The sequence below is a fragment of the Pseudomonas sp. LBUM1641 genome, assembly GCF_059716235.1.
On the sequence record NZ_CP166815.1, the window covers coordinates 3,858,236 to 3,884,249 of the forward strand.

The window sequence follows — 26,014 nt, forward strand, 5'->3', positions numbered from 1 at the left end:
GAAGCTTGATAGTTTTCTATCAAGACGCTCACGGGGCCCGCCATGAACGATAATAAACGCCCAACCATTGCCACCGTTGCCGCGCATGCCGGCTTGAGTGTCGCCACCGTAGACCGGGTGCTTAACGCAAGGGCGCCGGTCAACCCGGCCACCGCCGAGCAGGTATTCCAGGCCGCCGAAGCCGTCGGTTATTTTGCCGCCCGGCTGATCGGCCAGCGGATCCGTGAACGACGTCCCAGCTACCGCTTCGGCATTCTTTTGCTCGGTACCGCGCAGGCGTTCTATGGCAACGTCGCCGCCGCCATCTCCGAGGCGGCGCAGCGCCAGTCGGGCACCAACCTGAGCGTTCAATTCGACTACGTTTTTGACCGCTCCCCCACCGCCATCATTGCCCAGATAGAACAACTGGCGGTGCAGTGCGACGGCCTTGCGGTGGTCAGTTTTGCGCACCCACTGATCAATGCCGCCATTGCCCAGATCAGGGATGCGGGGGTGCCGGTGATCGCCTTGCTCTCGGACATTCATGAAGAGGCCCAAGAACCTTACGTCGGCCAGGACAATCATGAGGTCGGGCGCACGATGGGCTGGCTGGTGGCACACACCGCCAGCGCTCGCAAGGGCAGCATCGGTGTGCTGCTCGGTGGGCACCGTTTCCTGGGGCATCAGGCGCGGGTCGAGGGGTTGCGCAGTTACCTGGCGGAGCACGCCCCAGGGCTGCGATTGCTGGAAGCGGTGATCAACCTGGACAATTGCGACATCACCGAAGAAGCGACCCTGGAACTGTTGGCCCGCCATGAAGACTTACGCGCTTTGTGCGTGGTCGGCGGTGGCGGCGACGGCGTCATCAGCGCCCTGTCACAGCTGCCGAAACGGCCCTCACTGTGTTGCATTCTCCAAGAGTCAACCGAGCTGTCGCGCCAGGCCCTGGCCGAGGGGCTGATCAGCCTGATCATCGATTCCCAGCCGCGACTGCTGGGCACCGCCATCGTCGACTTGCTGATCGAGTTGCAGACATCGCCAGACTTCGATCCGGCCCGGCATCGCCACTACATTCCCTTGCAGATCATGACCTCAGAGAACGCCCGACCCTGAGCGAAACGTATCGGCACTCAGTCCGAACCGATTCATCTTGTTGTACAGCCCGCCACGGGACACGTTGAGTTGCTGCGCGGCCAGCCGTATGTTGCCGCGAGTGCCTTTGAGGGCGGCGATGATCGCGTTCATTTCATGGGCACCGAGATCCAGCGACGTACGAGGCTCGGGCACAGGTCCCGAAGTAAACGTCTGCTGTCGCGTCTTGATTTCCAACGGCAGATCACCCGGCAAAAGCTGTTCGCTCATCGCCAGGTTGGTCGCCCGCTCAATGGCGTTTTCCAGTTCGCGAACGTTGCCTGGCCAGTGATACGCCGACAGAATATCCAACGCCTCAGGCGAGATACCCTGCACCGATTTACGTAGCGAGCGGGCGCAACGGCTGAGGAAGTGGCGCGCCAGCAGCGGTATATCCTCGCGTCGCATCCGCAGCGGCGGCACTGTCAGATTCAATACGTTGAGCCGGTAGTAGAGGTCCTCGCGAAACGCGCCATCGGCCACCGCCTGGCTCAGGTTTCGATGGGTCGCGGCAATGATGCGCACATTCACCTGCCGGGACTGCTTCGCGCCGACTCGCGTCACCTCGCCTTCTTGCAAGACCCGCAACAGACTGACCTGAGCGTCGAATGACATGTCGCCGATTTCATCAAGGAAGATCGTGCCGCCATCGGCCAGTTCGAACTTGCCGGCCGACCCGCCGCGGGCCGATCCGGTGAAAGCGCCTTCAACGTGCCCGAACAACTCACTCTGCACCAGGTCGCGCGGAATGGCTCCGCAATTGACCGCCACAAACGGCCCATTGCACCGGTCACTGGCGTTGTGGATCGCCTGGGCAAACAGCTCCTTGCCGGTGCCGCTTTCTCCCAGGACCAACGTAGTCGAATCACTGCGACTGGCGATCCTCCCCAGGTGCAACGCATCCTGAATCGCTCGGGAGCTGCCCTGAATGGTGTCGAAGGTGTAGCTGGCCTGGGTGCCGATGATCCGCCGGGTAATTTCCCGGATGCGCCGGTTCTCGCGCAACGAAACAACCCGCCCCCCCTGCTCCAGCGGGCACACCGACACCAGGCAGGCCAGGTGACTGCGATCGTGCAGCTCGAAGGTGCAATCCAGGTCCCGCAGCCCCTCCCCGCCACGCAGCAGAATCTCATCGGTCAGTTCACTCTGCCCCAGACGCTGGAACGGACTGCCCAGCAGGTCCCGGCCTACTCGAAACAGTTGCCGGGCATAGCGGTTGAGCGCCTTGATGCAGCCGCGTTCATCCAGCACCACAAGGCCTTCGTTGAGCACTTCCAGCACGGTTTGCTGTTCTTCCAGCAACGCCTGGAGCGCCATCTGCCGCGAGACCGCTTCAGCCGCTGCCTGAACGGTGCCCAGGGTATGAAAGTGAAACCAGCCTGGCTCTGCGGTCAGCGTCAGCATCGCCAGGGTGCGGCCCAGGCCATCCCTGATGGGTGCGGCGGCGCAATGCATGCGCCGTTGGCGCAGGCCAAGCCCGAAATTCTCTTCGGCCAGCACGTACACCAACCGGTCTTCGGCCAACGCCAGCCCCGTGCAGTTGGTGCCCTGCACCGATTCCAGCAACCGGCTGCCCACGGGCGTGAGGTCCAGGCCGCAAAAATACAGGGTCGTGCCGTGAGCGTCCGTGAGGTTGATATGACCCCTGGGATTGTAGGCCAGCAATCCACGCATGACCTGCGCCGCCGCCGCGATCAACACACGATTGGCGGCCAGCGTCGCGGTGAGCTCATCAGGGGCGACAAACCGGTAGTCGCCGTCGGCAGGGTCGATGCCTGCGCTGACGCTGCGCTGCCATGAATCCCAGATCACCTGTCTCACCCCGGCAGGTCGATCAACAAGCCCCTTCAGGCACGCATCCCACGCCTGTTCCAGTTGAGCAATCGGTCCCTCGCTCAATTGCGCCGGGCCAAGTGCAGTGATGTAGTCGAGGTCTTGCTCGCTGAAGGCCATAGGCTGTGGGATCACGGGCCGCTCCTGTGTTCATATTTTTGACATGTCAGTATAGACATGTCATCAGAATGAACACTAATTTGAACAAACTCTCATTAATCTCTTACATATCAATGGTTTAAGTATTGGCACAACCCTTGCTCCTTGTCTGTACCAGCAGAAGATCCCTGCGGTACAACAATAAAAAGGAGTCATTTCATGAGTACATCCAAGACCATCCGCCTCGGTCTCATCGGCGCCGGCCGCATGGGTAGCTTCCATGGCCTGACAGCCGCCCGGCATATCCCCGGTGCCTGCCTGGCCGCCATTGCCGACCCGACACCCGGCCAAGCTGCGCGCCTGGCGTCAGAGCTGGGCGTACAACGGGTCTACACCGATCCCCAGCAACTGCTCGATGACCCGGACATCGACGGCGTACTGATCGCCGCTCCGGCCCGCAGCCATGCCGAATTGGTGATCAGCGCCGCCCGCGCCGGCAAAGGGGTATTTTGCGAAAAGCCCATGGCCATTACCCTCGAGGAAGCCGACCGCGCCATCGCCGCCGCTGCCGATGCCCAGGTGACGCTTCAAGTGGGCTTCAACCGCCGCTTCGCCAAAAGTTTTCGCACGGCTCACCTGGATGTAGTCGCAGGCCGTATCGGAACGCCTCAGTTGCTGCGCTCGCTGACACGGGATCCGGCACTGAACAATCCCGCCGCCTCACCGCAATGGGTGATTTTCCTCGAAACCCTGATCCATGACTTCGACACCCTGCGCTACCTGAACCCCGGCGCCGAAGCCGTCGATGTGTTTGTCATGGCCGATGCGTTGATTGCACCGGACTACAAAAGCAAAGGTTTCCTGGACACCGCTGTGGTCACGATCCGCTTCGACAACGGAGCCATCGCTACAGCTGAAGCGAACTTCCAGGCGGTGTACGGCTACGATGTTCGCGGGGAAGTGTTCGGCAGCGCGGGCATGCTGACCATGGGCGGCGTCCATGACTCTGACCTGGTTCGCTACGTTGCCGGCGGCATCCAGGCTGACACCCAGCGCCTGGACACCGACCTGCTGCGTGACGCCTACGTGGCCGAGCTCAACCACTTTGTGGGTTGCCTGCGCAGCGGCGAGAAGCCTCTCGCCAGCGGCGAAGATGCCCGCGCCGCACTGGACATCGCCCGCGCGTGCATCGAGTCTTTCCAGCAAGGCAAAATCGTAAGTGTGCAAGGCGGTCGCTCATGAGCTTCGTACCCTTCAAGCTGGCGGTCAGTGCCGAAATGGTCTTCCTCGACCTGCCCTTCACCGAGCGTGTCAAACGCATACATGCGCTGGGGTTCAGCGCCGAAATCTGGGGCTGGACGACCAAGGACATCCCGGCACTGGCCGCCACCGGCGCAGACTTCACCTCAATGACGGGCTACATCTCGGGCAACCTGACCGACCCCGAGGAGATTGCGCAACTGCTCGACAGCGCCCGGGAATCCTTGGCCATCGCCGCCCAGCTCAATTGCCCAAGCCTCAACCTGCATGGCACCGGCCTGGGTGACCGGGGTTTGCCGGTCAAGCCGGTGGCTCGCACCACCGGGCGCATGTGGTTGAGCGCCTGCAAGACCCTGGAAAAAATCGCGCGCCTGGGCGAAGACGCCGGGCGGGTTTTCCTGCTGGAAAACCTCAACACCGAGGTGGACCATCCCGGCACCCCCTTCGCTCGCGCCGACGACACCCTGGCCCTGATCGAAGCGGTAGGCAGCACCCATCTGAAGATGAACCTCGACCTCTATCACGCGCAGATCGGCGAAGGAAACCTGATCGAACTGATCCAGCGCGCCGGCAGCGCCATCGGTGAAATCCAGGTGGCTGACGTGCCTGGCCGCAAGGAGCCCGGCACGGGTGAGATCCACTATCCCGCCATTGCCAGCGCTTTGTACAACCTGGGATACACCGGTGTCGTGGGCCTTGAGGGCTGGGCCAGTGGCGACAGCGAGGCGGCACTGGCACGCTTCCGGCAAGCCTTCACCTTGTCTTGATGCCTTTCAACTCATAACAATAAAAGGAACACCATCATGCGTCGCAGCACATTGCTTTTCGCCACGCTGTTACTCCTCTTCAGCCAATGGGCCGCCGCCAGCTATCGCGTAGGCGTCAGCATTGCCAGGGTTGACGACAATTTCATGACCTACGTGCGCAGCGGCCTGGAAGATGCGGCCAAACAGGAGAATGTCCAGATCCAGTTCGAAGACGCCCAGGGCGACGTGGTGCGCCAGCTCAATCAGGTCCAGGGGTTTATCAATCAGAAAGTCGATGCGGTTATCGTCTTGCCGGTGGACACCGCCGCCACTGCCAACATGACCCGCGCCGCTGTCGAGGCGAATACACCGCTGGTCTACGTCAACCGCCACCCGGACGAGCGCGTATTGCCCAAAGGCGTGGTGACGGTGGCGTCCAATGATATTGAGGCCGGCCAATTGCAGATGCGCTACCTCGCCGAGAAGCTCCAGGGCAAAGGGACGCTCGCAATTATCATGGGTGACCTGGCGCAAAACGCCACCCATGACCGTACCGAAGGGGTTAAACAGGTGCTCAAGGATTATCCCGATATCAAGATCGTGGAACAGCAATCGGCTGAATGGCAGCGCAGCAAAAGCATGGACCTGACCAGCAACTGGTTGCTGGCGGGGACTCACTTCGATGCCATCGTGGCCAACAACGACGAGATGGCCATTGGAGCTGCGATGGCGTTGCAGCAAGCGGGAAAAGCCAAAGGCGATATCGCCATCGTCGGCATCGACGGCTTGCCCGACGGGCTGGCCGCGATCAAGCGCGGGATGCTGGTTGCCTCAGTCTTTCAAGACCCCAAGGCCCAAGCCACTGCTGCCGTACAAGCAGCCATCAAAATGATCAAGGGCGAAGCGGTCGAGACGGATGTGTGGGTGCCGTTTCAGTTGATCAAACCGGAGCAGGTTGCCATGTTTGAACAGCACTACAAGTAGCCCCGACCGCCGCTGATCCCGGCTGGGGATCAGCGGCGCTCACGAAAAAACCGGCTCTGCGCGGGCACGCAACCCCACGGTAATCATCAGGACAATAGCCGGAACAATCACCACGCTGGCCGACAGCATGGCCCCCTTGAACCCGGCCACGTCCAGCACGCTCCCTCCGACAATCACACCCAGCCCGATCGCACTGTTCAGCACGGCAGTATGGAGGGCGGTCGCCGGTACGATGTGATCTCCGGCGATCCTCAAGACCCACGTCTGCAGGCCGGTAAACAAAGCGGAAATGGCCACGCCCCAGATCACCAGTAACGTCACCACGGGCGCGAGCCCCAGTAGCGGACCGTAGATGCCCAAGGTCACCAACGCCAATGCCATCGCAACCAGCGCCAGCAAAATGAACGCCTTCAAGTAGCGATCAATAAACAGCGCACTCAGCAGGTTGCCCAGAAAACCTGCGGCGCCGAAAGCAAACAGCAATACAGCAATCAAATACGAAGTAATGCCGGGTACCTGGCCTATAAACGGTTCGACAAAGGTGTAGGCGCCAAAATGTGCGGCGGCGGTCAGCCCGGTGATGACGTAGGTGATCATCAGGTCCTTGCGCCGCAGCACCACCGCAAACCCAAGACCTTTGGCCAGCGAGGGAATATGCATTGAAGGCAGCACCAGGGCGATCGCACCGGCGCTGGCGACACACATCACGGCCAGGCACATAAAGGCCGTGCGCCAACCATCGTATTGGCCCACCAGATTAATCAGCGGTACGCCCATGACCGTGGCGATCGTGATGCCGCCCAGCACAATCGAGGTGGCCAGTCCCACGCGGTGCGACGGCACAATATGCGCGGCGGTGGCTGCCACGATGGCCCAGAACACGCCATGGGCCAACGCGCCGACGGCGCGGGCACCGAGCAGAGAGGAAAATTCAGGGGACAACGCTGCCAGGCCGTTTGATAAGGCCAGTATCAACATCAACGCAATCAGCAGCGCCTTGCGGGGAACCCGGCGGTTCAACCAGTTGGATAACAAGCCGCTGGCCGCCCCGACCCAGGCGTATAGGGTTACGGTCAGCCCGACGGTAGACGGGGCTTGATTCAGGTCGGCAGATAGTTGCGACAGCAAACCAATGGGGGCGAACTCGGAAGTCACCATGGTAAACGAGGCGATGCACAGCACACTGACTGCGCACCATACCCGCAAGGCTGAGTTGATCACCGGCAATGTCCTTCCCTGTTCATGATCAAATCAAATCCAACCGCGATGAACTGGCCCGGCGTTTGATCACCGGGCCAGAGGGCTGAGTTAAAGTAATACAGTGGAAAGCATACCCAAGGCGCCGAGGACGAACCCGATGAATGCGCCACGTCCTGGTGCTTCATGAAACAGCGACCAGACCACCACGGGCTCCAGCAGCAACAAAGAGGTGACTGAGACCACAGTGACGATCCAGATATCACCGACAGCCATGTACCCCAGCCAATACGCACCCAGCAAGCAAAGACCGGCAAAACACATGATCACAACGGGAAGGACGAACCCTTCCCATGAACCATTCCCTGTTTGGGCAAGCTTGGCGGTTACCACCTCACTGTAGATTGCACAAAACTCACCGAGCACCATCAACCCTAGAGCAGAAACTCCGAGTAGTTCTTTGGACATATCAAAAACTCCTTCGTATTCAACGCAATATTTTTCAGCTCCCAGCGAGCGATGCCGCTGCTCAGGAGCGTGTTGCAGTGATACGAAGCAGCCTTGAACAGGCCTGAATTACCGAAGTGCTTTTCCATGCTCATGTCCTTCAAAGGGTGTGAGTCTCAGCGCCCAAATAAGGGCGCTCGTTCCGATCATACGTTCCGTTAGCCATTGCGAACAACCCGGGCAGCATTAGCAGGGGTATAGCGATCTCAAAGACGCTAAAGAAAGATCAACTACGGAGCTCCCGACTTTGTAGCCAGGCACTGATGGCCTCTACGAGTTCTGTCTTGCACTCCACCGGCAGCCAGTGCCCGCCAGACACGCTCGTCACGCTGAGATCTGCGCAGGCCGCACGCATTGGATCGCCCAGTTGATTGCCCTTGATGGTATTCATCTGGTCGTAATCGCCGTTCACAAACAGTACGGGCAATGACAGGCGTCCATCATTAGGCGCTCGGTGGGCGTACTCGATATTGGCATCGTCGTTCAGGTACCAAGCGCAGGGTGCGCGGAAGCCCCGCTCCTCGAACGTCCGCACCAGTGCAGCAAAGTCCGCCTCGGGCCAGAGCGCGGGGTCTGGCTGGGTGGGTGGAGCCCGGTGCGCTTCGCCAAACCGCCCGCCTTTCCTGGTCACTTCGGCATTGGATGCAACCTTGCCGATGCCCACAGGGTCGCCTCGCCGATAAATCGACGCCAGCGACGCGGCTTTGTCCGCATCAAGATCAGCGACGGCGGACGCAAAGTGCGTGTTGTAGTAGCGGTAATAGTCCCATTGACCGTCTGGATACTGGTCCGCCGGATAAATCCCTCGGTCCACCAGCGGGACCAGCGTCCACAGCGCGTTCGTGGAGGGGAAGTAGGGGACCGAAATCAGCACCACGCCGCGGCTCCGCTGAGGTTCATGAGCGACCAATTCACCCGCCACAACGCTGCCCCAATCGTGGCCTACCCAGATTGCGGGTATTGCGCCGAGATGGTCATGAAGTTCTGCCATGTCTGCCACGATGTTTTCAATCGTGTACGCATCGATGGTGGCTGGAGCAGAGGAGCCACCATAACCGCGCATGTCGGGTGCGACGCAGTGCCAGCCTTTAGCTGCGAACGCTTGCATCTGCGCACGCCAGATCAAACTGAGCTCAGGCCAACCGTGCAGGAACATCATCAATGGTCCATCGGCAGGCCCCTGCTCTACATAATGCGTCGTATGACGGGGCGTGCTGAAAACGCGTGAAGTGAGCTTGGAAGTGGACATAGGATCTCCTCATGTTAGGCCGGCTGACATAAGCGTCATATCGGCAGAATCATCGCTGGATCTGCACCCTAGAGTATTGGGTAGGCGACGAACTGCATTTTCAAAGCTATGCCTATTCCGACCGCTGAGGCTGAGGCGGTGGGCTACGGGCCGCGATCACCGCGCATGAAACGCCCTACTCACGCGAACGGCATGGGGCCAGGAAAACGCCCTATAGGCACCCAGTGCGTATCGCAAAATCCACTATGGCCGAAACAGCTAGACGCGCCTACCGAGCCGGGCTCTGCTCTGTGGAGTGCTTCGCAAGCTCGACTGCAACAGTGATGGCCGCGCGGGCTTGAGGGCTATTCTTCCAGCACGTCGAACCTAATGCTGCGGATGCTTGAGCCAGGATGTCACCAACATCTGATTTTCGGAGTTCGGCGAGCGATTCGATGCCCATCTGCTCAAGCCGAGCAATGACGGTTGGACCTACGCCCTTGAGGGCGAGCAAAGCGGTTCTTTCATCCTGTGAAAACGGCATCGTAAATTCCTTTTTTTGGCGATGAATCCGCCCGAGTGTGCCCGACGCTAAAAGGCGGCTCAATAGAGCTGATCAAGCTCTCATCGTATAGCGCTGACTCATCATCTCACGACGCATGCCCAATTCAGGTTGGGTGGGCACGCTGGCAGGGCGCAACGCCCCTTTTCTTAAGTTTATTTCAAAACCTTTTACAAAAACTGTAACGCGGCGCTTTGAGCTGACTCTACGGCTATAACTCTCATCGTCGTCAAGGAAGTCCCATGCCGTCATCAATATATTCCCGTTTTCTTCGCCAGTCGTTTGAGATCGAATTCATGCGCTGGGTCCTGGTCTTGATATTCCTTTTGTTTGGCTACACCAAATGGTTTGATTACGAAGCCCAGGCATTGATTCCACTGATCAGTAACAGCCCTCTCCTTTCCTGGATGTACGGGGTGTTTGGCACTCAGGGCGCAAGTTATGCTCTGGGCGCAGCTGAATGGGCGATCGGCCTGGGCCTCGCCATCGGTGCATGGTCACCGAGGATCGCGCTGATTGCCGCCGCTGCCTCCTCTCTGACCTACCTGACAACCGCCAGCCTGCTCCTAACCACTCCGGGTGGTTGGGAGGCCTCGGCAGGCGGCTTCCCAGCCATGGGCGGGGCCACCTCTTTCCTGATTAAGGATCTGGTATTGATGGCCGGCTCGTTGGTGCTGCTCAAGAACGCAGCGCAACAACTGACGACCCGGTCCAAACAGTGTGATACGGAGCATGCATCGCTCTAGCCCAAAACGGTCACTGGTCCACTACAACTGCAAGTGGATCAGTGCCTGGAACTGTACCTGCCAGTCCGCGCCGAAGCTCACCGCCATAAGCCTGCCCGCCGCAACCGAACCCATCACGGCATATCTTGTTACAACCATTCGCCCGGGGGCACTGCCCTTAGAGAACTTCAAACTTTCACTCTAGTCCTAATGCCAGGCGTGCTTTAAACCGTGAGCGCCTGCTGACAACCCATAGAGGTTCAAAAAATGAAAATGACACTACCCGCTCTGGTTCTGGGTGCCCTCATTTCGCAAGGCGCGATGGCAGCCGGAGATGGCACAGCCGCTCTTGGAGGCGGCGTTGGTGGTGCACTTGGCAATATCGTAGGTCAACAGCTCGGCGGCTCGACGGGCGCGGCGGTAGGCGCAGGCGTAGGGGGTGCTGCCGGCAGTGCTGTCGGCGCTCAAAGAGGCAACAGAGCGGAAGCCGCGATAGGTGGCGGTGTCGGATCGGCTGGCGGGTCACTTATTGGTAATCGCCTCGGCGGCGCCACTGGCTCGACGATCGGTGCAGGTCTCGGCGGCGCCGCGGGTGGCGCGCTAGGAAACAACCTGGCAGACGATGAGAGCAATCATCGATCTGATGGCAAGAAGCACAATGGCAAAAACAAGCATAAACACAAGAACAAGCATCGTTAGTTTCTGACGCTATTACATCGAAGCCCGGCCCAGCGCCGGGCTTCTTATTTCTGGCGAGCGCCCTACTCTGCTATCCCCTCGTTCAGCTATCTGACACGGTTCAGGTGGTTGAGCATGAAACACCTGAGCAGACAAAGAATCGGGTTGCCTCAGGCTCTTGAGAGCGTGTTTCCAAGCAATAGAGCCAAGATTTTCAATGCCCGCTCTTGCCGAGTTGGATAGCCAAAAACGGAAAAGCCCAGCAATCGCGCTGGGCTCAGATATGGAAACCAAGTAAAAAATATGAGCCTTGCTACTTAACCCTTGCAAAGCTTCTGTGGCGACTCAGTGCCCGTGAGTTTTTTCGGCCATGCAATCGGTAGGTTAGGAATAGACATAAGCTCGACTACGCCAAACACGCACATAATCACCGCTTTTCCATCCGCGTTGGGTGCGCTGCTGAGTCCCACCAGAACCTCGTAGTCTTTTCCGGGCTCCAGTTTGAATACTTTCGCCTGGCTTGGGCACACAGCGTAAGTGCTGCCGTAGCTGCCGGCCGACGCACCTAATGTCGCAACCTGAAAGGGTGCATCTGTTTTAACGCGGTACTCAGCCACAATCTCCGTGTACAAGCCTTCGGCCATCCGAACGGCTCCGATGTACTGCTGAAGCTTGGGTGAAACCCTTCCCGGCATGCCAAGACTGGCCGGCTTAAGTGGGTACTGAGGGTAGTTAATGCTCGGCTGCCCGTCCTCTGAGAAGCGACCAGCTTCAGCCATTTTGTGGCGAGTATCCGGGGCACAGCTGCCAGTTACACTGTCGCCAAACACATTAGAATTGGTGATCACACGAACTCGGGCCGTATTGTCGGACTGAGGCGGATCGACATAGGGAACAGAGGGGATCCCGCCACAACCAGCAAGGGCGATGGACGAAACAAACAGCAGCAACCAGGTATTACGCATCTACTACATCCTTGAGTTTACCTAAGATCCATCGTGTTCGAATCAGACTAAGACCCCTCAGTAAAAAGCCTGACTGGGCATCCGCCAACTAAGTGAGTTGCGGAGCAACATTTGAAATTGCAGAGCGGAAACAAAAAAGGACCTGCCTGATAAATCACGCAAGTCCTTGAATATTGTGGTGCCCGAAGCCGGAATCGAACCGGCACGCCCTTACGAGCGGGGGATTTTAAGTCCCGGGCCAAAATCAAGCGGGCTGCGGCTTGCGTTCTATTTTCCGGTCCGCAATCCATTCATTTTACGCCTAATTTACCTCAATGTATTCAGATAGTTATAATTCGTTGCGGCCCAGATCATAGGCAGAAAATTGCTTTGTCGTTCTCGCGAACAGAACAATCAAATTTGGCGCTTCTCGCAACGTTATGCCGATAGTGCATACCCTCCCCGGCGTCCTGCCGACCGAACAAAAACCACCAAACAGCCAACGCCTCATGAGGCATGTCGTACGGCCGCGTTCGGCCAAAAGCGGACCTTCGCGAGGACTTCTCCAATGCTGGCACCTAAGCCAGTCAGTTGCTGACCACAGGCATTGCCTCAATCGATTGGATCGCAGAACAAATGGGGCATGGGTATACCAACGGAAATATGATTCGCCAGCACTTTGTCACGTGGCTCAACGAGGATGGGCGCGACGTGGTGGGGTTGCAGTTGGCACTGAAGCTTTAGCAGGTCACAGCTCAACACTGAACCCAGTAGGGTCAACAGACTCGGCAAAGCTGCCAACAGGCGTCAAACTCGCACAGGTGCGCCACGGCTCACGCCGGGAGTGCACCGGAATCAAACGCGCAGTGGGCCCGCCCAGGCGCATGGAAAGGATCCACCTGCTTTTCAGCACCGCCTCCACGAAGGCATGCTGGCGAACCAAGGCTATCAGGGTGTCCGACTGGATGGCATCGCCAATCATAATTTCAACTCCTGGCGGCGTTTCGCGGCCGCTACCTCTATCGCGATAGAGAGCGCTTTGAGTGTGTCTGAAGTCAGCACACGTGCCGCCTCAACGCCTTCCAAAAAGCCTTCCGCACGTTCTTGTAGCGACGCCAGGGCGTCTATATCCCCACAACAAACCAGACCTGCCAGATGGTTGGCCAACCTTGTGCGGATCAGACTAGGAAGGCTGAACCCGTTCGCCGAAAACACGACACTCCCGCTGACTGGCCCGCTAAGGCCCCGCAGGATCGTGCCCAAATCGCCCAGCGGGAAATGTTCATGGGTAAGTTCACAGCCTTCACAATGAATCAGCGGAGCATCCGCATTGCTGGGCAGCTGTGCTACCAGGCAGTAGCTGCAACGTACCTCTTCGTCGGACATCAGCCAGCTGTCATTCCAGAGTCCCAGAGCAAAATCGGCAGTCATCCTCTGATCCATGGCTGACATTACATCTCGATAAACGCTCATCCTCCCTCCTCACGCGGCGCTGGGCTGCGCATCCATACTTATTACCCTATCAGGTACTCCGGATGAACGTACGCAGCGCCACCTCCTCAACGAGTCAATGGCGGTGCGTGCGTCAAACCAATATGGGCGGTTCTGGCGTACCACGCTAATGAGTTCTGGTTTCCGCCAGCGCACAAAAAGGCCCCCACATAGGGCGAAGGTGTGGGGATCTCTTGAACATAAGAGTTTTTATTCACGTTCAACGTTCAATCTATCTTTAGCCAAATGTTTTAATCGAACCAGAGCGGGTACCGAAGCATGCTATCTACTGGCAGATCTTCGCTTAAAAAAGAACCCTATTTTTTATCTATTTAAGGCGATGTATCTTTACGAGGGAACTATCGAATTTAACGCATCCATTTGGGTGCCATTGGTAAATTTAATTTAATTATAAATAGGAGTCATGCGCTTGAATTACAAAGCAATAACTCAGAAGCCCAACCATTTCGGTTAAATAAAAATTAAAGTAATGGGCATCCTTCCAGATATAGAGAATATCCCAAGCCTGCTTGGTCTGCCAATTGAGAGTTCGTCGGAAACACTATGGACGCATTACGTAGCATCAAGCTTTCCACACGATTAATCTCTGCATTTTTAGTGTGCGCAATAATAACGTTGGGAGTGGGTCTCTTAGGCTATTCAGGTATCACAAAACTAGACTCAACAATAAAGGCAATCGTTAGCAATAACCTTGTGTCTGTTTACAATACTGCTAATGCCAGCTCGAATGTTTTTGCGTATTCCAGGAGTCTGCACGCTGCCCTACTCTACAAGTACGCCAATATACCGGTTAAATTTGATGCCGCAGTACAGTCCATGGCGGAAAATCAGAAGGAGGCTGAGCTACTTTTCAAGGAGTACCGCCAGACCGCTCTCGCCGATGACGAGCGCGTGGCAGGTGATAACTTTGAAAAAGACTGGCCAGTCTATGTGCAAGAGGCGAATAAAGTAATCGAATTGGCGAATGCGGGCGACCTTGATGGTGCTACGCAGCTGTTTCAGCAGCAAGTTTCGCCGGCATTCAAGGGTATCATTGATAGTCTTAAAGTCATTGTTGCATCCAACTATCGCCAAAGCGGTGAGGCCGCAAATGCCGGAGAAGCGTCCACTACGAGTGCTTACTGGATATTGGGCATAGGGGTAATGATAGCTTTCCTGGCAGCCATCGCTTTGGGAATGCTCATCACTCGCTCAATCACGAGGCCGCTATCCATCGCTGTACGCAGCGCCGAAGAAGTAGCGGAGGGTGACCTTTCTAAACATATCGAAATAAGTGGGCAAGATGAGGTCGGTTTACTGCTGAACGCGCTGAACAAAATGCAGAACAACCTCCGAACTACGGTAAAGGAAATTGGCAGCGCTGCTGACCAACTGGCCTCTGCATCTGAAGAACTAAACGCCGTCACGGAAGAAAGCTCACGAGGCCTAACGCGTCAGAATGATGAGATTCAGCAGGCGGCAACGGCGGTGAACGAAATGACCGCGGCCGTGGATGAAGTTGCCCGAAATGCGGCAGGTGCCGCTGACGCCTCTGAGCAAACCAGTCGTAGTGCTGTGCAAGGGCGTGATCAAGTACGCAGGGCGGTTAATTCTGTGGGGTTGATGGCGGATGAGATTTCAAACTCAACTGGCAAAGTTGAGGTGCTTGCAACCCGCGTCAATGAGATCACGAAAGTACTTGAGGTGATTAGGGCCATTGCGGAGCAGACCAACCTTCTAGCCCTGAACGCAGCGATCGAAGCAGCCAGGGCTGGTGAGCAGGGTCGTGGGTTCGCTGTCGTGGCAGATGAGGTGCGCGCACTTGCCCATCGGACCCAGGCGTCGACGGCGGACATCGAGTCGATGATGAAACAGGTTCGTTCGGGAGCTGATGAAGCCGTCGTCGCGATGAATAAAAGTAAAGAACTGGCAGCCGATACGCGGGCGCAGTCCATTGAGGCTGGCGAGGCCCTTGACCGCATTACCGACGGTGTTTCAATTATCAATGAAAAGAACCTCGTGATCGCAAGTGCCGCTGAAGAGCAGGCTCAGGTTGCACGTGAGGTTGATCGTAATCTGGTCAACATTCAGGATCTTTCCACGCAAACAGCGACCGGTGCACATCAAACCAATGCTTCGAGTTCCGAACTATCACGACTGGCGGCGTCGTTTGGCGTGCTGATCAGCCGATTTAAAGTTTGAGCGATAAGGTTGCTGGACGTCCGTGATATCAGCGGCGATCCGCAATTGGGTTTCATTACATCGCCATAGTCCAGTCCTAGCTGAAGGCAGTTGAAACTCAATTAAGCAAATGGCCGCTGCTGGCCGACAGTAGCCGCTCATGACAGACCGCTTCCGGCCGAGGCTGTGTAAAAACGTTTTTTGCGCGATAGGCACTTAAAGCTGGACTGAAAATCGCGCTTCTATGCGAAATTCACATCTGCTGATGTGCCGAAAAATTTCAGATTTAACGTAGATACGCGCACTTCAATTTTGGCTAAGCGTTTTTACACACTCTGGGGCCAGAAGCGGTCATCCGTCGTCTACAAAACCAGGAGTGATTCAGAAAGTGGCGTCGGCTTGGTTCTCGTCGTATTAGCTCTTCGACGGGAACCAGGCCCATGGTTCTTTACATCACACTTGGCACCAGGTTCTCTCCACCAGTCACTTCAATCACGGTGCCGGTAACATAAGGATTGGTCATCAAGAACAGCGCAGCATGCGCAATATCGGCAGCCGTACCCGCACGACGTGCCGGAAAGCTCTCGATAACTTTAGCCCGCAAGCCGTCACGCACGTCCGCAGGCAAAATGCTCCACATATCTGTGTCCACAAATCCAGGACGGATCGTGTTGACCCGCACTGGCGCAAGTTCCAACGCAAGAGAGGCGGACAATGCCTCTACAGCTATAAAAGCAGCCGAAGGTGCAGTGAACCCGAGTTTTGGCCGAACCGCGGCGCCCCCGGTGAAGAAGGTGATCGTGCCGCCGGTCTTAAGATGTGGCGTGGCATAGCGAGCGCAGGCCCAACTGCCCAAGAATTTTCCGTCGAAGTAACTTCGTACTCCCGCCATGTCTGAATCCATAAAGGCTCCCCACGTCCCAAAGTCGGGCGCAGCCGTAACTGCGAGGTGATCAAATGCACCAATGCTATCGAATGCCTTGCGCACAGCGTCTTCGTCTCGTATGTCCAGGGTAATCTGTTCGAAATTTGCAAGATCTGGCCGTTCTGAAAGGGATGCAATACGCCGGCTGGCAACCACTACCGATGCGCCTGCAGCATATGCCGCTTGAGCAATACCGAGGCCCATACCGGTTTTTCCGCCTACCACTACGACCTTTTTACCTCGAAGGCTTAGGGAAGGTGCGATGCTTTGATTCTGAGCGCTCACTACATTGCTCATGACACTGTTCCTCATTAGTGATGAATTTCTTGGATGCCTCAGTTGCCGCCGTCTGGCGGCCGTTTGCTTGGCCATCCGTCAGCAGTGAATGGATGGTAATTGGGTAGTTATCTCGTGATAATCAGGAAAACCGATATAGGGTCTATTCTTTATGTGAATAAATAGACGTATGTCGTTTACACGTCCCTGACAGCCTGGAAAGACTATGGATCGCTTTCGTGAACTGACGGCCTTCGTAACTGTTGTCGAAACGGGTGGCTTTTCCGCTGCTGCCCGTCGGCTCGGAGATTCGCAATCTGCTATAAGTAAGTCCGTCAACGCGCTGGAGAAACGTCTCGGCGCAAGGCTTCTCAATAGAAGCACGCGCAGCGTCATGCTCACCGATCAAGGACGCAGGTACTATGACCGGACCAGACCTCTGCTTGAGGAGATGGAAGAAGCGGACGGGGAACTCGCGAGTAGTACCTGGAATATCAGCGGCTTAGTCCGAATAGCCGCGCCATCTACGTTCGGCCGGCTTCATATTGTTCCGCTTATACCGAAACTGCTGGAGCTACACCCGAATATAAAGCTGGATGTACGCCTTTCCGACGGTGTCCGTGATTTGGTAGATGATGGTGTCGACCTTGCGATCAGGATCAGCCCAGTACGCGATCCTGATTCGGTGATAAAACGCGTCGCAGTGACAAAGTTGGTATGTGTCGCCGCACGCCATTATCTTGCTCAGCATGGCACACCTGCCGTGCCAGTAGATCTGGCGGATCACAACTGCCTCATCTACGGTGACATGACGGAATGGCCATTCCAAGGTCCTGATGGAATGTTCACTGTCCGCGTGCAGGGCAATCTTTCTTCAAACAGCGTGGAGACCATTCTGGCGGGGGTGCGGGCTGGTGTGGGTATTGGAATGTTCAACAGTGCCTCAATGGTTGGAGAGCTGCGACATCCTGATATCGTGACTGTACTAGACGAGTTTGTGAGCTCGTCGAGGGACATAAACCTGATTTGGCCCCGACGTCGGTTCATTCCCGCAAGAGTCAGAACAGTTACGGACTTCTTTGCTGCAGAGCTCGCTTTTCGAATGTGTGAATCGGTACTTCTTCCGTAGGCGCTTTCAAAGGACCACTTACAGTGAAGTTGTCGGTTGTAGAGCATGAGGCAGTATTCAGCGTCCACAACAGCGGCGCTCCCATACCGCACGATGTTTTGCCGCTTATTTTTAACCCAATGGGTCGTTTTTCTCAGCGCGTTGCCATTGATCACGGACCTACTGAAGGATTGGGTCTAGGTCTATTTATTGCGTCAGAGTGAACCGCCCCGGGTTTCGTAGACTCCCTTGGTGTCCGTTTTTGGCCGATTTCTGCCTGTCGTAGCGGACAGCAATCGGCCAGAAGCGGTAAAAAACAATCATCCAACAATGGCATCCCTGTCATCAGCTTCGGAGTGCTTAGCTGCACTCTAGGGCGTATATGCCATGACCCGCGTTGAAGTCGTAGCGTATTCGTTAAAAAGCGACCGCGTGCGCGGCGGTCGCTGTATGGCGCGTTTTTTTTCAATCTGTGTCTAACCTTCTGCCCTTGATCACCCTAGCATTGGCCGCTCCGCCCAGGTGCATACGATGAAAGAGATCCCCGGCAATTTCGATTTTTCAGGCTTGACGGTCCGTCGGCTAGGGCCAGATGACCGTGAGATCATTTGTGTGCACCGTGAAACGATGTTCCTTGAGGCAGGAGGAGCCCCATCTAAGTTGCGGGTGATGACTGAGCACTTCCGGCCCTGGTTGCACCAGCGTCTATTCGATGGCCGCTACTACGGTTTTGCGCTGATGGACACAGGTCAGCCTGTGGCGGCGATAGGTATGATGAATATCGACTGGCCACCTCATCCGTCCCATCCGACCTTAGACCAGCGCGGCTATGTGCTAAACGTATTCGTCGAACCCGCATACCGGCGCCGGGGCTTGGCTTCAACCCTGATGAAGTTGGCTGAAGCCGAGTTTGCCGAGCGCGGAATGAGTTTTGCCGTATTACACGCGACCAAGGCCGGCAAACCGGTATATGAAGGACTGGGCTGGGCGGCTACCTCTGAGATGGCGAAAACTATTTCGTGATTTGACTGCCTATTTCAGGAGCTTGGTCGACGCTTTCAGCCGTTGATGAAAGGCTGCTTCGGGTCGAGAGCGGACACTAATAACCTTGAGCGGGCTCCCAAGCGCCAAATGCTAAGCTGTTCACTCCTCCAGAGGAACACCGATGCCAAACTCAGACCTGCTCCCTTCCCTACTCTCCAAGCTCTACGAAAACCAGCTGGCCCTTGAGGCGTCCATCATGGAGATCTCGAACTGGGTCGAGCAGCGTGGCTCCGCTGATGTGGCAGAAAACGTGCGCGGCGCCCTGCACACCATCGACGAGAACGAAGAGTTCATCAAGCTGACCCTGGCCGTCCTCATGGCGCCTGACTGATCGTCGGGTAAACGTGCAGTTCGTCGGCGGACGACTAGCGCATTACCGTACCTCGATTACTGTATGCACATACAGTTTTCGAAACCACACTCCATGAACATCGACGAAGACACCTGCGGGTGGCTTGGATGCCCTACGCCCCTGGAAATGTACAAACACCACTGCTCGATGATCGAGGACGAGATCGCAGACCTGCAGGTGCAACTACGAAAGGCGCGTGCAAACATATCCGGCCTGGTGCAGATGAATGATGTGCTGGCCGTAAGCAAGGCCAAGGCAGAGAGCGAACTGAACGCAGCACTGGTCGAACTCGACGAGGTGAGGCGAGCGTCCACAGAGCCTGGCATTCTCAGCATTAAGCTTGTTGCCGAGCAGCGCGACTACCTGCTCAGGGAAAATCAACGGCTGCTGGCCGAGCTCAAGAGCCTGAAAGAACCCTCAGACTAACTCGTCGGCATAAGCTGCGACTGCCTCTTCTGTCAGTTCCCGCCACTCACCGCTGTCGATTACGTCACGCTCTTTCATGTCGTCAGCCAGCGCCGGTCGCCTCTCGTAACGTTCCTCCGGTGTGGCTGAAATGAAGTCCGGATCGTTGCCGAGGGAAAACCACGCCTCCATTGCGTTGATCTGTTCGATATTGATTGCCATGACGAATACCCGGGGCCAGCGTCTACAGTGTAGAGAGTGGTAAGCGACCGGCGAATACAATAGCTGAGCCTGCTCCCCAAATGCTAACCGACAGCTACTGTTGAATTGGCGTGATAGGGTAACCGCTCATTCATTGATCTGGATCAAAAAAGTAAACATCATGGATAGGTAAAATACCTAAGAACCATATGTGAATATTTTTTAAGGGGCTTTGATAAGTGATGCGTCTGGCGGCGGACATGCTTCACAGGGAAGAAGCGTCTTTTATCGTGCGTCTGAAACGCATGTCAGGTCTGGCGCCGTCCTAGTTGTGCAAACAACATCTGGAATTCACCAGTTATTCTGCCCTCACCTGCGATACTCCAAACGCCACCTGCGACTGCTCCAGACATTTCGCATTCCGTCATTTGACCACCATAACGTGAGCCAGCACGCATGCCGGCCTATTGAGATCAAGCTCGGTAGGCTGGCTGAATAAACGCCTAATGCGCTTGCTCCCATTCGACGATGTTCGAGGCATAACTGGAGACTTCTTGAGGATGCATGGAAGCGAATGAGCATTAGCCAACTGGCGGGTGCTCTATCGAAATCGTTTGCAATCCCCTTGCCCATCCGGACTCCGTAAAATGCCTACTCGGTCGAAGCCTAAACTCAACCTTCGCATCCTGATTCTAATCTTTGTACTGCTCTCTGCAATCGCAGCCCTAGCCAATAGTTTCTGGGTCATGTTCAAGATTCAGAAGCAGGAATTGATTGAGAACGCACTAGAAGTCAACAAAGCCTATGCCTCCCGGATCGCGACGAGTGTAGAGCAGGTACTGAACTCCGACCTCGACAAATTGAAGTATGGTTCAGCCATGATTGGTAAGGCCTTTAACGACCAGCAAAATCTGGCAGAAGAAGCCCAGCGATTGCTTGGGCAGGACACTAGTTTCAACTCCGTGCTTATCACCAACTCTGCCGGAACCATCATTGCGTCAGCCCCCGAAAGCCTCTACCTCAATGGCCAGACTCTACAAGACAAGGAACCACTCAAGCTCCGCACGCCGGTAATCAGCAACGCTTTCAAGTCCATCGCCGGCAATCTGGTGATCTTCATATCCCAGCCCGTGTTCAACGCGAAAGGAGAGTACCTGGGCCTTGTAGGGGGCAGTATTCAACTTGAACAAAGGAATACACTTCAAGCGCTAATGGACATAAATATCCGCCATGATGGGGCTCACGTCTATCTCATCGACAGCACCCGCCGGGTACTCTATCACCCCGATCTCGAGCGAATTGGGAACATCGCAGGACAGGATCTGATCGCCGATGCAGCTTTGAGCAAAGACGCCGGCACCTTGCAGGCGATGGATGCCAATGGCGTGGAAATGCTCGCGGGCTTCGCCAAAGTTCCCAGCAGCCGGTGGGGAGTCATCTCGCAGCAGCCGCTCGTAAACATAAAAGCCATGTTGCAAGAGACGATGTCCAAAGTTGCTAAGGGCATAATCCCACTTGCGCTGTTCGGACTCGTTTTGATTTGGTGGTTGGGAGCGAAGATCTCCACTCCGCTGTCCAGGCTCGCAGATAGCGCCAAACGACTGGACACCCCTGAAAGCTACGAGCGCATTAGCGCGATCCCGGCGCAATATTTCGAAAGCTGGCAGATTCGCAGAGCACTGTTGCAAGGTACCACCCTGCTAGAGGAAAAGATCGGCAGGCTAAACCAGCAAGCGCAAAGTGATGCGCTGACAGGACTGGCCAACCGTCGAGCAATGCAGGACACCCTGTCGCTCTGGCAGGATGCTGACAAGACATTCGCCGTCATTTCCATGGACATTGACCACTTCAAACGAGTGAACGATACCTTCGGCCATGGCGTGGGTGATGAAACGCTGAGGGCCATCGCGAACCTGATGAAGCAGAACTCGCGGTCCAACGACCTGCCATGCAGGGTCGGTGGAGAGGAGTTCGTATTACTATTGCCGGATAGTTCGCTTCGGACTGCAACTGATGTCGCCGAACGACTGCGGGCTTCGATCGAGGCTGCGAACATCGATACCGTCGGACACATCACCGTTTCGCTTGGAGTAGCCCTATGGAGTCCGGGTGGCGATTCGGTATCAGCTGTGCTCGAGAAGGCTGACCAGCTGATGTATCAGGCCAAGCAGAGCGGACGTAATCGTGTCATGACGGAAGAGTCCTCATTGCTAACTAGCTAAATCCGACCATGCTCAGCAATCGACTTCAAAATCGTTGAGCGAGCTTCGCCCATTTACAAAACTCATATACCGACTGTCCCTTTTTGTCCAGGCTGTGTGAAACACATGCACCATTTTGAAGTCCGCGTTGCTACATACAATCAGAGAATAGCCCGGGCGCGGCTGTTCACCGGTTCCGACGAGCGGAGAGGATTATGTGCGGAAGAGTTTCACAGTACAGCGGCATTCATGACTTCGTTGCGGCGCTGAGCATGCCCAATGCACTGGCGAACTCCGTCGGTGAATTGCCGCTCGAGCGTTACAACGTCGCCCCGACAACCCAAGTCGCCCTGCTCCACCTGCAGGGCGACCTGCTGCACGCCGATCTGGTGCGCTGGGGATGGCGACCGCACTGGGCCAAGGATCGCGCCGCGCCGATCAATGCCCGCGTCGAGAAGGTGGCCCACGGCCCGTTCTTCCGGGCGATCTGGCCGCACCGGGCAATCACGCCCATCGACAACTGGTTTGAGTGGGTAGACGAAGGCGGACCGAAGAAGCAGCCGTACCTGATCCGCCGGCGGGATGGCGCGCCGGTACTGTGCGCCGCCATAGGCCACCTGCCCGATGCCGACGAAGGCCCGGGCGAGCATGACGGCTTCGTGATCATCACCGCCGACAGCGCCGGCGGCATGGTGGACATCCACGACCGGCGCCCTGTGGTGCTGACGCCGGACCTGGCCCGGGAATGGTTGGACCCAGCCACGCCCAAGGAGCGCGCCGAGCAGATGGTGCTGCACCAAGGCGAGCCGGCCGAGGCCTTCGAATGGTTCAAGGTCGACACGGCCTTGGGCAATGTGCGGAACAAAGGGCCTGCTTTAATACAGCCCATGGGCGACTGAATTTACGAAAACGCGTAGATGCACGATCCGGCTGCTACGACCCACGTGAGAGTCATCAGGAGCGGCAGCGCAGTTGTGTACTTGATCACCGTGCCACTCTTCAAAGATTAGAAATAAATCAGTGCATCAGCTGTTTTGCCTTTTCGAGGCACTCTGTCGCACTGTCCAATGCCTCAGCAGCTTTAACCGAATCCGCGTTACCGTTTTCGGTGCGTTTGCCAGTGATCACGAACAGGATATCGACGCCGGATTTCGCGACCGATGCGAGGTAATCCGCCCGCGGAAGCCGAATCCCGCTCTCATACCGTCCCTGAGCATTCACTTCCACTCCACCAATCGTACCAATCGCAGATTGGGACAATCCAAGTCTCAGACGTTCAGATTTCAATCTTGCACCGATGCTCATGACTGCATATCCAAATGGGTGTACTCATGGGAGCCATTGAATGCGGAGCAAGTTCCCTCCTACAGTTTTTTCATCTACCGAAAAACCACATGACGCCCACTACAGCAATTACCCATCCAAGCGTCAAAAGAAATGAAAGACCTGCCAGCTGCTTGTCCATAATAGCCTGTCAGTTTTGATAGAAAATTGCCGTCCTTAGCATTCAAGCGGAAAGCGTAGCTCATCACCCTCAGCGCGCAATAGCTCTGACATACGCCTGGCACGCCCGCAGCGCGATCACGGCGTTATCCCCATCGTCGGTGATGGCGATAATTCGTTGAGCATGCGCTTGGTCAAGTTGGGCTCGATGGGCTGCATGAACCACGCCGACGGCGCCGGCGGCGGTAGGCACGTCGCAGCCACTGGCTGAATCCGTGGCGTCGAGAAGGACTGACAGCCGCACATCAGCAGTAGTAAGGCGGTCACGCAGCAGAGCCTGGTTGCGCTGGGCATCGGATAATTCCTTGATGTGTTGTTGGTCGGAGGCGGCCAGTTGCTGCTCGGTGGCCAGGCGCTTGTCTTGCTCGGCGCGCGCCTGGGCGGTAGCGGCATTGCCGATCGCGTCGAGGTCTGTCTGGAACTGCCCAGCCTGCTTTGCCAGCTTCCCGTCATACCGCCAGTCCTGCACCTGCCAGGCAGCGCCGAAGCTCACGGTCATGGCCAGCAGGATCAGCGCCAGCTTCTGCACCGGCGTCACGCCAGCACCTTCAGCGCCTTGTCGTACAGAGCCTGGCGTTCGGCCAGCCCGTTGGTGCCACCGTTGATGCGCTTGGTGATCTTCAGGAAATCGCTCTGGTCCGCCAGCGTGTTCAGCCCGCGGGAGGACCAGAACCAGGCCGCCGACATTGCGGCGTACTGCGGCTGCTCGAGCAGTTCAGGCTTATTGACCAGGTCCAGGCCCAGCGCTTCCCCGCACGCCACATAGTTGGCGCGGCCGGTGACCTGGATCAGGCCACGGCCACGGTATTTGAAGCCATCGCCATTCAACTTGTTGCCCAGATCGGCGCGCCCTTCGTACCCAGCTTGCTGCGCCGTGGGCCCCCACAACTCTTTTAACCAGCGGAACTGCCCAGACTCATGCCCGATCTGGGCGATGAAGGCGGCCATGCGCAGCCGAGTAACGATTCCGTACTTGGACATGGCCACATTCAGTACAGGAACAAAAACGCCGGCATTGCGGCCGGCGTTCGGGAGTATTTGCAGCAGCTGCTGCTCGGTGATCGGCATGCTTTTCTCCAGACAATAAAAAACCCGCTCGGGGCGGGTAGAGGTGTTCGGCTACCAGTCAGGCGGCAGTCACATCCGGCAACGGGTAGCGCGCCTTAATTGCAGCTACGGACGCCAGCCAGGCGGTGTAATCAGGGTCCGTGCCTTTGCTAAGCGCGTCGTAGTCAGCCTCCAAGCGCAACGGATCTGACTGAGACAGGTAGGCCGCACGGCGGGCGGCCACAGCTGAATCAAGAGCGGCTTTCCTGTCATCGGCCTGGAGCTGCTCGGCGGTGATCGCCATGCTGTAGTCGATATTCATACTGGAAGCCTCACATGGCCGTCAGGGGGATTGATGATGTCGGCCGGGTAGAGAGCCGCCGTACTTGCATCCTCTGCATAGGCCATTTGTAGCGTGACAATCAGGTCACCGTTGACGCGCTCGACTGGGCGGAAGATCAGCGGGCAATCGATCGCCTCGGGCGGCAGCCTGGCGCCTTCTGGCAGCGGGCCGAAGTCGAAAACCTGGCCGTTGATCGTGAGTACGTCGCCTTTCTTGGCGACGGTGAGCACATCGTCCGATCGAATCGGGATCAGCTTGATAATCATCAGAACCACCTTCCTTGCGCCATCATGACGAACTCCGCTGTTATGGATCGGGAGGTCATCGACATAATCAGACCTTGATATGTGGTTGCGGTAACTGCGTTAGGCTGGGATACGACAGTCATAGCCCGGGCATTGAGCGTGAACTCAGGCGGAGAGATGAAGGCCACGGGGAACCCGAATACGGGAGTCGCGCCGATGAAAAAACCATCCTGGGCGAAGGTCATCGGTTGCGTGAATGTGAGCGTTGCCCGACAAATCATCGTGCCGTCGGCAAACTTCGTGTAGCTGCCAGAGGCGTTAGATCCTCGCTCGACCACTGCGCCTGTCGGAACGCCGCCAGACTGTGAAACGGTACCGACCAGCGCAGCTACAGCAGCGCTGCCAAGGCCAAGACCTGTGCGCGCAGCGGCCTGAGTCGAGCCGCCTGTGCCGCCCTTAGCCACAGGCACAATGTTTTCCGTGGATACCGAACCGAGACCAGCAAGTGTTGAACCCCACTGCTGGATCATGGTTCTGGCCTGGTCCGCCAGATCCTTCGTGTAGCCCTGCACTGGCGTCAGCGCGTATACGCCGGTGGCATTGGTGGCGCCTCGATAGTTTGGCGTGATGGAAAGCGCAGTATTGCTGGCGATGTTGGTGATCTCGTACCACCCACCATCGGGACCAAGAAATGCATCCCCTACGCGGCTGTTCGCGAGGAAGGCTGTTCCCGACCCAATAACCGCGTTTGAGTTCGATGTTACAGACACAGTGCCGGTTTTATACCAAGGCATATTTAATCTCCAGGCAAAAAAAAGC

32 protein-coding genes and 2 pseudogenes are annotated in these 26,014 nt (G+C 56.8%); 16 read left to right on the forward strand and 18 right to left on the reverse strand.

Annotated features, from left to right (window positions below):
* Window positions 1-42 precede the first annotated feature (42 nt).
* Complete coding sequence (locus ACA046_RS17555; RefSeq protein ID WP_076013973.1) at window positions 43-1,092, forward strand: LacI family DNA-binding transcriptional regulator; 1,050 nt, start codon at window positions 43-45, stop codon at window positions 1,090-1,092.
* Here ACA046_RS17555 and ACA046_RS17560 read toward each other — a convergent pair.
* Entirely contained in the window at window positions 1,072-3,063 is a 1,992-nt protein-coding gene (locus ACA046_RS17560) for a sigma-54 interaction domain-containing protein (RefSeq protein ID WP_497677099.1), read from the reverse strand. The genes ACA046_RS17555 and ACA046_RS17560 overlap by 21 nt on opposite strands.
* 198 nt (window positions 3,064-3,261) lie before the next feature.
* Here ACA046_RS17560 and ACA046_RS17565 point away from each other — a divergent pair, with 198 nt between their 5' ends.
* The 3 genes from ACA046_RS17565 to ACA046_RS17575 are packed head-to-tail and all read left to right on the forward strand — an operon-like array spanning window position 3,262 to window position 6,032.
* Window positions 3,262-4,284: a Gfo/Idh/MocA family oxidoreductase gene (locus ACA046_RS17565; protein ID WP_497674505.1), complete on the forward strand. Its 1,023-nt coding sequence runs from the start codon at window positions 3,262-3,264 to the stop codon at window positions 4,282-4,284.
* Window positions 4,281-5,069 carry a TIM barrel protein gene (locus ACA046_RS17570; protein ID WP_459028675.1) on the forward strand — a complete coding sequence of 263 codons (789 nt, stop codon included), beginning with the start codon at window positions 4,281-4,283 and terminating at the stop codon, window positions 5,067-5,069. Before ACA046_RS17565 ends, ACA046_RS17570 begins: the two co-directional genes overlap by 4 nt.
* Before the next feature lie 36 nt (window positions 5,070-5,105).
* Complete coding sequence (locus ACA046_RS17575; protein WP_076013969.1) at window positions 5,106-6,032, forward strand: sugar ABC transporter substrate-binding protein; 927 nt, start codon at window positions 5,106-5,108, stop codon at window positions 6,030-6,032.
* 39 nt (window positions 6,033-6,071) lie between these two features.
* Here the strand turns inward: ACA046_RS17575 and ACA046_RS17580 are convergent, their stop codons facing one another.
* From ACA046_RS17580 to ACA046_RS17605, 6 genes are all read right to left on the reverse strand, one after another.
* On the reverse strand, window positions 6,072-7,253 hold the full coding sequence (locus ACA046_RS17580) for an MFS transporter (RefSeq protein WP_497674506.1): 1,182 nt from the start codon (window positions 7,251-7,253) through the stop codon (window positions 6,072-6,074).
* 87 nt (window positions 7,254-7,340) lie between these two features.
* Complete coding sequence (locus ACA046_RS17585) at window positions 7,341-7,658, reverse strand: hypothetical protein (protein ID WP_459029287.1); 318 nt, start codon at window positions 7,656-7,658, stop codon at window positions 7,341-7,343.
* 5 nt (window positions 7,659-7,663) lie between these two features.
* Entirely contained in the window at window positions 7,664-7,825 is a 162-nt protein-coding gene (locus ACA046_RS17590; protein WP_167664954.1) for a hypothetical protein, read from the reverse strand.
* A gap of 137 nt (window positions 7,826-7,962) precedes the next feature.
* Window positions 7,963-8,985: an alpha/beta hydrolase gene (locus ACA046_RS17595; protein ID WP_497674507.1), complete on the reverse strand. Its 1,023-nt coding sequence runs from the start codon at window positions 8,983-8,985 to the stop codon at window positions 7,963-7,965.
* A 268-nt stretch (window positions 8,986-9,253) separates the two neighbouring features.
* Window positions 9,254-9,508 (reverse strand): helix-hairpin-helix domain-containing protein, encoded by a 255-nt coding sequence (locus tag ACA046_RS17600; protein ID WP_459028667.1) that lies wholly within the window; start codon window positions 9,506-9,508, stop codon window positions 9,254-9,256.
* A gap of 72 nt (window positions 9,509-9,580) precedes the next feature.
* Entirely contained in the window at window positions 9,581-9,778 is a 198-nt protein-coding gene (locus ACA046_RS17605; RefSeq protein WP_497674508.1) for a DUF4113 domain-containing protein, read from the reverse strand.
* On the opposite strand from ACA046_RS17605, the gene ACA046_RS17610 reads away from it, so the two are divergent.
* Together ACA046_RS17610 and ACA046_RS17615 are read left to right on the forward strand one after the other, a co-directional pair.
* Window positions 9,769-10,272, forward strand: coding sequence for a YkgB family protein (locus ACA046_RS17610; RefSeq protein ID WP_459028665.1), 504 nt, complete (start codon window positions 9,769-9,771; stop codon window positions 10,270-10,272). The two genes, ACA046_RS17605 and ACA046_RS17610, sit on opposite strands and share 10 nt — an antisense overlap.
* 246 nt (window positions 10,273-10,518) lie before the next feature.
* Entirely contained in the window at window positions 10,519-10,950 is a 432-nt protein-coding gene (locus ACA046_RS17615) for a hypothetical protein (protein ID WP_497674509.1), read from the forward strand.
* 296 nt (window positions 10,951-11,246) lie between these two features.
* Here the strand turns inward: ACA046_RS17615 and ACA046_RS17620 are convergent, their stop codons facing one another.
* A complete protein-coding gene (locus ACA046_RS17620) occupies window positions 11,247-11,894 on the reverse strand; it encodes a hypothetical protein (RefSeq protein WP_497674510.1) in 648 nt (215 codons plus the stop codon).
* 561 nt (window positions 11,895-12,455) lie between these two features.
* Between ACA046_RS17620 and ACA046_RS17625 the strand changes: the two are divergent.
* Window positions 12,456-12,617, forward strand: a pseudogene (locus ACA046_RS17625) (site-specific integrase); the annotation flags it as partial.
* Between the two features lie 4 nt (window positions 12,618-12,621).
* Here ACA046_RS17625 and ACA046_RS17630 read toward each other — a convergent pair.
* Window positions 12,622-12,855: a hypothetical protein gene (locus tag ACA046_RS17630; protein ID WP_497674511.1), complete on the reverse strand. Its 234-nt coding sequence runs from the start codon at window positions 12,853-12,855 to the stop codon at window positions 12,622-12,624.
* Window positions 12,852-13,304, reverse strand: a complete 453-nt coding sequence (locus tag ACA046_RS17635) for a hypothetical protein (RefSeq protein WP_497674512.1) — start codon at window positions 13,302-13,304, stop codon at window positions 12,852-12,854. The genes ACA046_RS17630 and ACA046_RS17635 overlap by 4 nt, the downstream gene beginning before the upstream one ends.
* Window positions 13,305-13,928: 624 nt before the next feature.
* Here ACA046_RS17635 and ACA046_RS17640 point away from each other — a divergent pair.
* A pseudogene (locus ACA046_RS17640) lies at window positions 13,929-14,711 on the forward strand (MCP four helix bundle domain-containing protein); the annotation flags it as partial.
* Window positions 14,703-15,566, forward strand: a complete 864-nt coding sequence (locus ACA046_RS17645; protein WP_497677100.1) for a methyl-accepting chemotaxis protein — start codon at window positions 14,703-14,705, stop codon at window positions 15,564-15,566. The pseudogene ACA046_RS17640 and the gene ACA046_RS17645, both read left to right, overlap by 9 nt.
* 427 nt (window positions 15,567-15,993) lie before the next feature.
* Here ACA046_RS17645 and ACA046_RS17650 read toward each other — a convergent pair whose 3' ends face one another.
* Window positions 15,994-16,767 (reverse strand): SDR family oxidoreductase, encoded by a 774-nt coding sequence (locus ACA046_RS17650; RefSeq protein WP_497674513.1) that lies wholly within the window; start codon window positions 16,765-16,767, stop codon window positions 15,994-15,996.
* Between the two features lie 205 nt (window positions 16,768-16,972).
* Between ACA046_RS17650 and ACA046_RS17655 the strand changes: the two genes are divergently transcribed.
* From ACA046_RS17655 to ACA046_RS17675, 5 genes are all read left to right on the forward strand, one after another.
* Window positions 16,973-17,875 (forward strand): LysR family transcriptional regulator, encoded by a 903-nt coding sequence (locus tag ACA046_RS17655; protein WP_497674514.1) that lies wholly within the window; start codon window positions 16,973-16,975, stop codon window positions 17,873-17,875.
* The gene (locus ACA046_RS17660) at window positions 17,857-18,078 is read left to right on the forward strand and encodes an ATP-binding protein (RefSeq protein WP_497677101.1); all 222 of its coding nucleotides are present in this window, start codon (window positions 17,857-17,859) and stop codon (window positions 18,076-18,078) included. Before ACA046_RS17655 ends, ACA046_RS17660 begins: the two co-directional genes overlap by 19 nt.
* Before the next feature lie 307 nt (window positions 18,079-18,385).
* Window positions 18,386-18,877 (forward strand): GNAT family N-acetyltransferase, encoded by a 492-nt coding sequence (locus tag ACA046_RS17665; RefSeq protein WP_497674515.1) that lies wholly within the window; start codon window positions 18,386-18,388, stop codon window positions 18,875-18,877.
* 142 nt (window positions 18,878-19,019) lie between these two features.
* Window positions 19,020-19,229 (forward strand): hypothetical protein, encoded by a 210-nt coding sequence (locus tag ACA046_RS17670; protein WP_046383000.1) that lies wholly within the window; start codon window positions 19,020-19,022, stop codon window positions 19,227-19,229.
* A 93-nt stretch (window positions 19,230-19,322) separates the two neighbouring features.
* Window positions 19,323-19,676, forward strand: a complete 354-nt coding sequence (locus ACA046_RS17675) for a hypothetical protein (RefSeq protein WP_497674516.1) — start codon at window positions 19,323-19,325, stop codon at window positions 19,674-19,676.
* Here the strand turns inward: ACA046_RS17675 and ACA046_RS17680 are convergent.
* Window positions 19,668-19,877, reverse strand: a complete 210-nt coding sequence (locus ACA046_RS17680; protein WP_497674517.1) for a hypothetical protein — start codon at window positions 19,875-19,877, stop codon at window positions 19,668-19,670. The two genes, ACA046_RS17675 and ACA046_RS17680, sit on opposite strands and share 9 nt — an antisense overlap.
* A 725-nt stretch (window positions 19,878-20,602) precedes the next feature.
* On the opposite strand from ACA046_RS17680, the gene ACA046_RS17685 reads away from it, so the two are divergent.
* Complete coding sequence (locus ACA046_RS17685) at window positions 20,603-22,078, forward strand: sensor domain-containing diguanylate cyclase (protein ID WP_497674518.1); 1,476 nt, start codon at window positions 20,603-20,605, stop codon at window positions 22,076-22,078.
* Window positions 22,079-22,272: 194 nt separating this feature from the next.
* The gene (locus tag ACA046_RS17690) at window positions 22,273-22,956 is read left to right on the forward strand and encodes an SOS response-associated peptidase family protein (RefSeq protein ID WP_497674519.1); all 684 of its coding nucleotides are present in this window, start codon (window positions 22,273-22,275) and stop codon (window positions 22,954-22,956) included.
* Between the two features lie 118 nt (window positions 22,957-23,074).
* Here the strand turns inward: ACA046_RS17690 and ACA046_RS17695 are convergent, their stop codons facing one another.
* From ACA046_RS17695 to ACA046_RS17720, 6 genes are all read right to left on the reverse strand, one after another.
* Entirely contained in the window at window positions 23,075-23,362 is a 288-nt protein-coding gene (locus ACA046_RS17695; protein ID WP_017479651.1) for a helix-turn-helix domain-containing protein, read from the reverse strand.
* A 229-nt stretch (window positions 23,363-23,591) separates the two neighbouring features.
* Window positions 23,592-24,098 (reverse strand): lysis system spanin subunit, encoded by a 507-nt coding sequence (locus ACA046_RS17700; protein WP_497674520.1) that lies wholly within the window; start codon window positions 24,096-24,098, stop codon window positions 23,592-23,594.
* Complete coding sequence (locus tag ACA046_RS17705; protein WP_497674521.1) at window positions 24,095-24,628, reverse strand: glycoside hydrolase family 19 protein; 534 nt, start codon at window positions 24,626-24,628, stop codon at window positions 24,095-24,097. The genes ACA046_RS17700 and ACA046_RS17705 overlap by 4 nt, the downstream gene beginning before the upstream one ends.
* A gap of 58 nt (window positions 24,629-24,686) precedes the next feature.
* Complete coding sequence (locus ACA046_RS17710) at window positions 24,687-24,929, reverse strand: hypothetical protein (RefSeq protein WP_497674522.1); 243 nt, start codon at window positions 24,927-24,929, stop codon at window positions 24,687-24,689.
* A complete protein-coding gene (locus tag ACA046_RS17715) occupies window positions 24,926-25,216 on the reverse strand; it encodes a hypothetical protein (RefSeq protein WP_497674523.1) in 291 nt (96 codons plus the stop codon). The genes ACA046_RS17710 and ACA046_RS17715 overlap by 4 nt, the downstream gene beginning before the upstream one ends.
* Window positions 25,216-25,989, reverse strand: a complete 774-nt coding sequence (locus ACA046_RS17720; RefSeq protein ID WP_497674524.1) for a phage tail protein — start codon at window positions 25,987-25,989, stop codon at window positions 25,216-25,218. Before ACA046_RS17720 ends, ACA046_RS17715 begins: the two co-directional genes overlap by 1 nt.
* Window positions 25,990-26,014 lie beyond the last annotated feature (25 nt).

Coding starts and splice junctions, on each gene's coding strand:
- ACA046_RS17555 (WP_076013973.1), top strand. CDS start 43: ATGAACGATAATAAACGCCCAACCATTGCCACCGTTGCCGCGCATGCC.
- ACA046_RS17560 (WP_497677099.1), bottom strand. CDS start 3,063: ATGGCCTTCAGCGAGCAAGACCTCGACTACATCACTGCACTTGGCCCG.
- ACA046_RS17565 (WP_497674505.1), top strand. CDS start 3,262: ATGAGTACATCCAAGACCATCCGCCTCGGTCTCATCGGCGCCGGCCGC.
- ACA046_RS17570 (WP_459028675.1), top strand. CDS start 4,281: ATGAGCTTCGTACCCTTCAAGCTGGCGGTCAGTGCCGAAATGGTCTTC.
- ACA046_RS17575 (WP_076013969.1), top strand. CDS start 5,106: ATGCGTCGCAGCACATTGCTTTTCGCCACGCTGTTACTCCTCTTCAGC.
- ACA046_RS17585 (WP_459029287.1), bottom strand. CDS start 7,658: ATGGTGCTCGGTGAGTTTTGTGCAATCTACAGTGAGGTGGTAACCGCC.
- ACA046_RS17590 (WP_167664954.1), bottom strand. CDS start 7,825: ATGGAAAAGCACTTCGGTAATTCAGGCCTGTTCAAGGCTGCTTCGTAT.
- ACA046_RS17595 (WP_497674507.1), bottom strand. CDS start 8,985: ATGTCCACTTCCAAGCTCACTTCACGCGTTTTCAGCACGCCCCGTCAT.
- ACA046_RS17600 (WP_459028667.1), bottom strand. CDS start 9,508: ATGCCGTTTTCACAGGATGAAAGAACCGCTTTGCTCGCCCTCAAGGGC.
- ACA046_RS17610 (WP_459028665.1), top strand. CDS start 9,769: ATGCCGTCATCAATATATTCCCGTTTTCTTCGCCAGTCGTTTGAGATC.
- ACA046_RS17605 (WP_497674508.1), bottom strand. CDS start 9,778: ATGACGGCATGGGACTTCCTTGACGACGATGAGAGTTATAGCCGTAGA.
- ACA046_RS17615 (WP_497674509.1), top strand. CDS start 10,519: ATGAAAATGACACTACCCGCTCTGGTTCTGGGTGCCCTCATTTCGCAA.
- ACA046_RS17620 (WP_497674510.1), bottom strand. CDS start 11,894: ATGCGTAATACCTGGTTGCTGCTGTTTGTTTCGTCCATCGCCCTTGCT.
- ACA046_RS17630 (WP_497674511.1), bottom strand. CDS start 12,855: ATGATTGGCGATGCCATCCAGTCGGACACCCTGATAGCCTTGGTTCGC.
- ACA046_RS17635 (WP_497674512.1), bottom strand. CDS start 13,304: ATGACTGCCGATTTTGCTCTGGGACTCTGGAATGACAGCTGGCTGATG.
- ACA046_RS17645 (WP_497677100.1), top strand. CDS start 14,703: ATGCAGAACAACCTCCGAACTACGGTAAAGGAAATTGGCAGCGCTGCT.
- ACA046_RS17650 (WP_497674513.1), bottom strand. CDS start 16,767: ATGAGCAATGTAGTGAGCGCTCAGAATCAAAGCATCGCACCTTCCCTA.
- ACA046_RS17655 (WP_497674514.1), top strand. CDS start 16,973: ATGGATCGCTTTCGTGAACTGACGGCCTTCGTAACTGTTGTCGAAACG.
- ACA046_RS17665 (WP_497674515.1), top strand. CDS start 18,386: ATGAAAGAGATCCCCGGCAATTTCGATTTTTCAGGCTTGACGGTCCGT.
- ACA046_RS17670 (WP_046383000.1), top strand. CDS start 19,020: ATGCCAAACTCAGACCTGCTCCCTTCCCTACTCTCCAAGCTCTACGAA.
- ACA046_RS17675 (WP_497674516.1), top strand. CDS start 19,323: ATGAACATCGACGAAGACACCTGCGGGTGGCTTGGATGCCCTACGCCC.
- ACA046_RS17680 (WP_497674517.1), bottom strand. CDS start 19,877: ATGGCAATCAATATCGAACAGATCAACGCAATGGAGGCGTGGTTTTCC.
- ACA046_RS17685 (WP_497674518.1), top strand. CDS start 20,603: ATGTTCAAGATTCAGAAGCAGGAATTGATTGAGAACGCACTAGAAGTC.
- ACA046_RS17690 (WP_497674519.1), top strand. CDS start 22,273: ATGTGCGGAAGAGTTTCACAGTACAGCGGCATTCATGACTTCGTTGCG.
- ACA046_RS17695 (WP_017479651.1), bottom strand. CDS start 23,362: ATGAGCATCGGTGCAAGATTGAAATCTGAACGTCTGAGACTTGGATTG.
- ACA046_RS17705 (WP_497674521.1), bottom strand. CDS start 24,628: ATGCCGATCACCGAGCAGCAGCTGCTGCAAATACTCCCGAACGCCGGC.
- ACA046_RS17710 (WP_497674522.1), bottom strand. CDS start 24,929: ATGAATATCGACTACAGCATGGCGATCACCGCCGAGCAGCTCCAGGCC.
- ACA046_RS17715 (WP_497674523.1), bottom strand. CDS start 25,216: ATGATTATCAAGCTGATCCCGATTCGATCGGACGATGTGCTCACCGTC.
- ACA046_RS17720 (WP_497674524.1), bottom strand. CDS start 25,989: ATGCCTTGGTATAAAACCGGCACTGTGTCTGTAACATCGAACTCAAAC.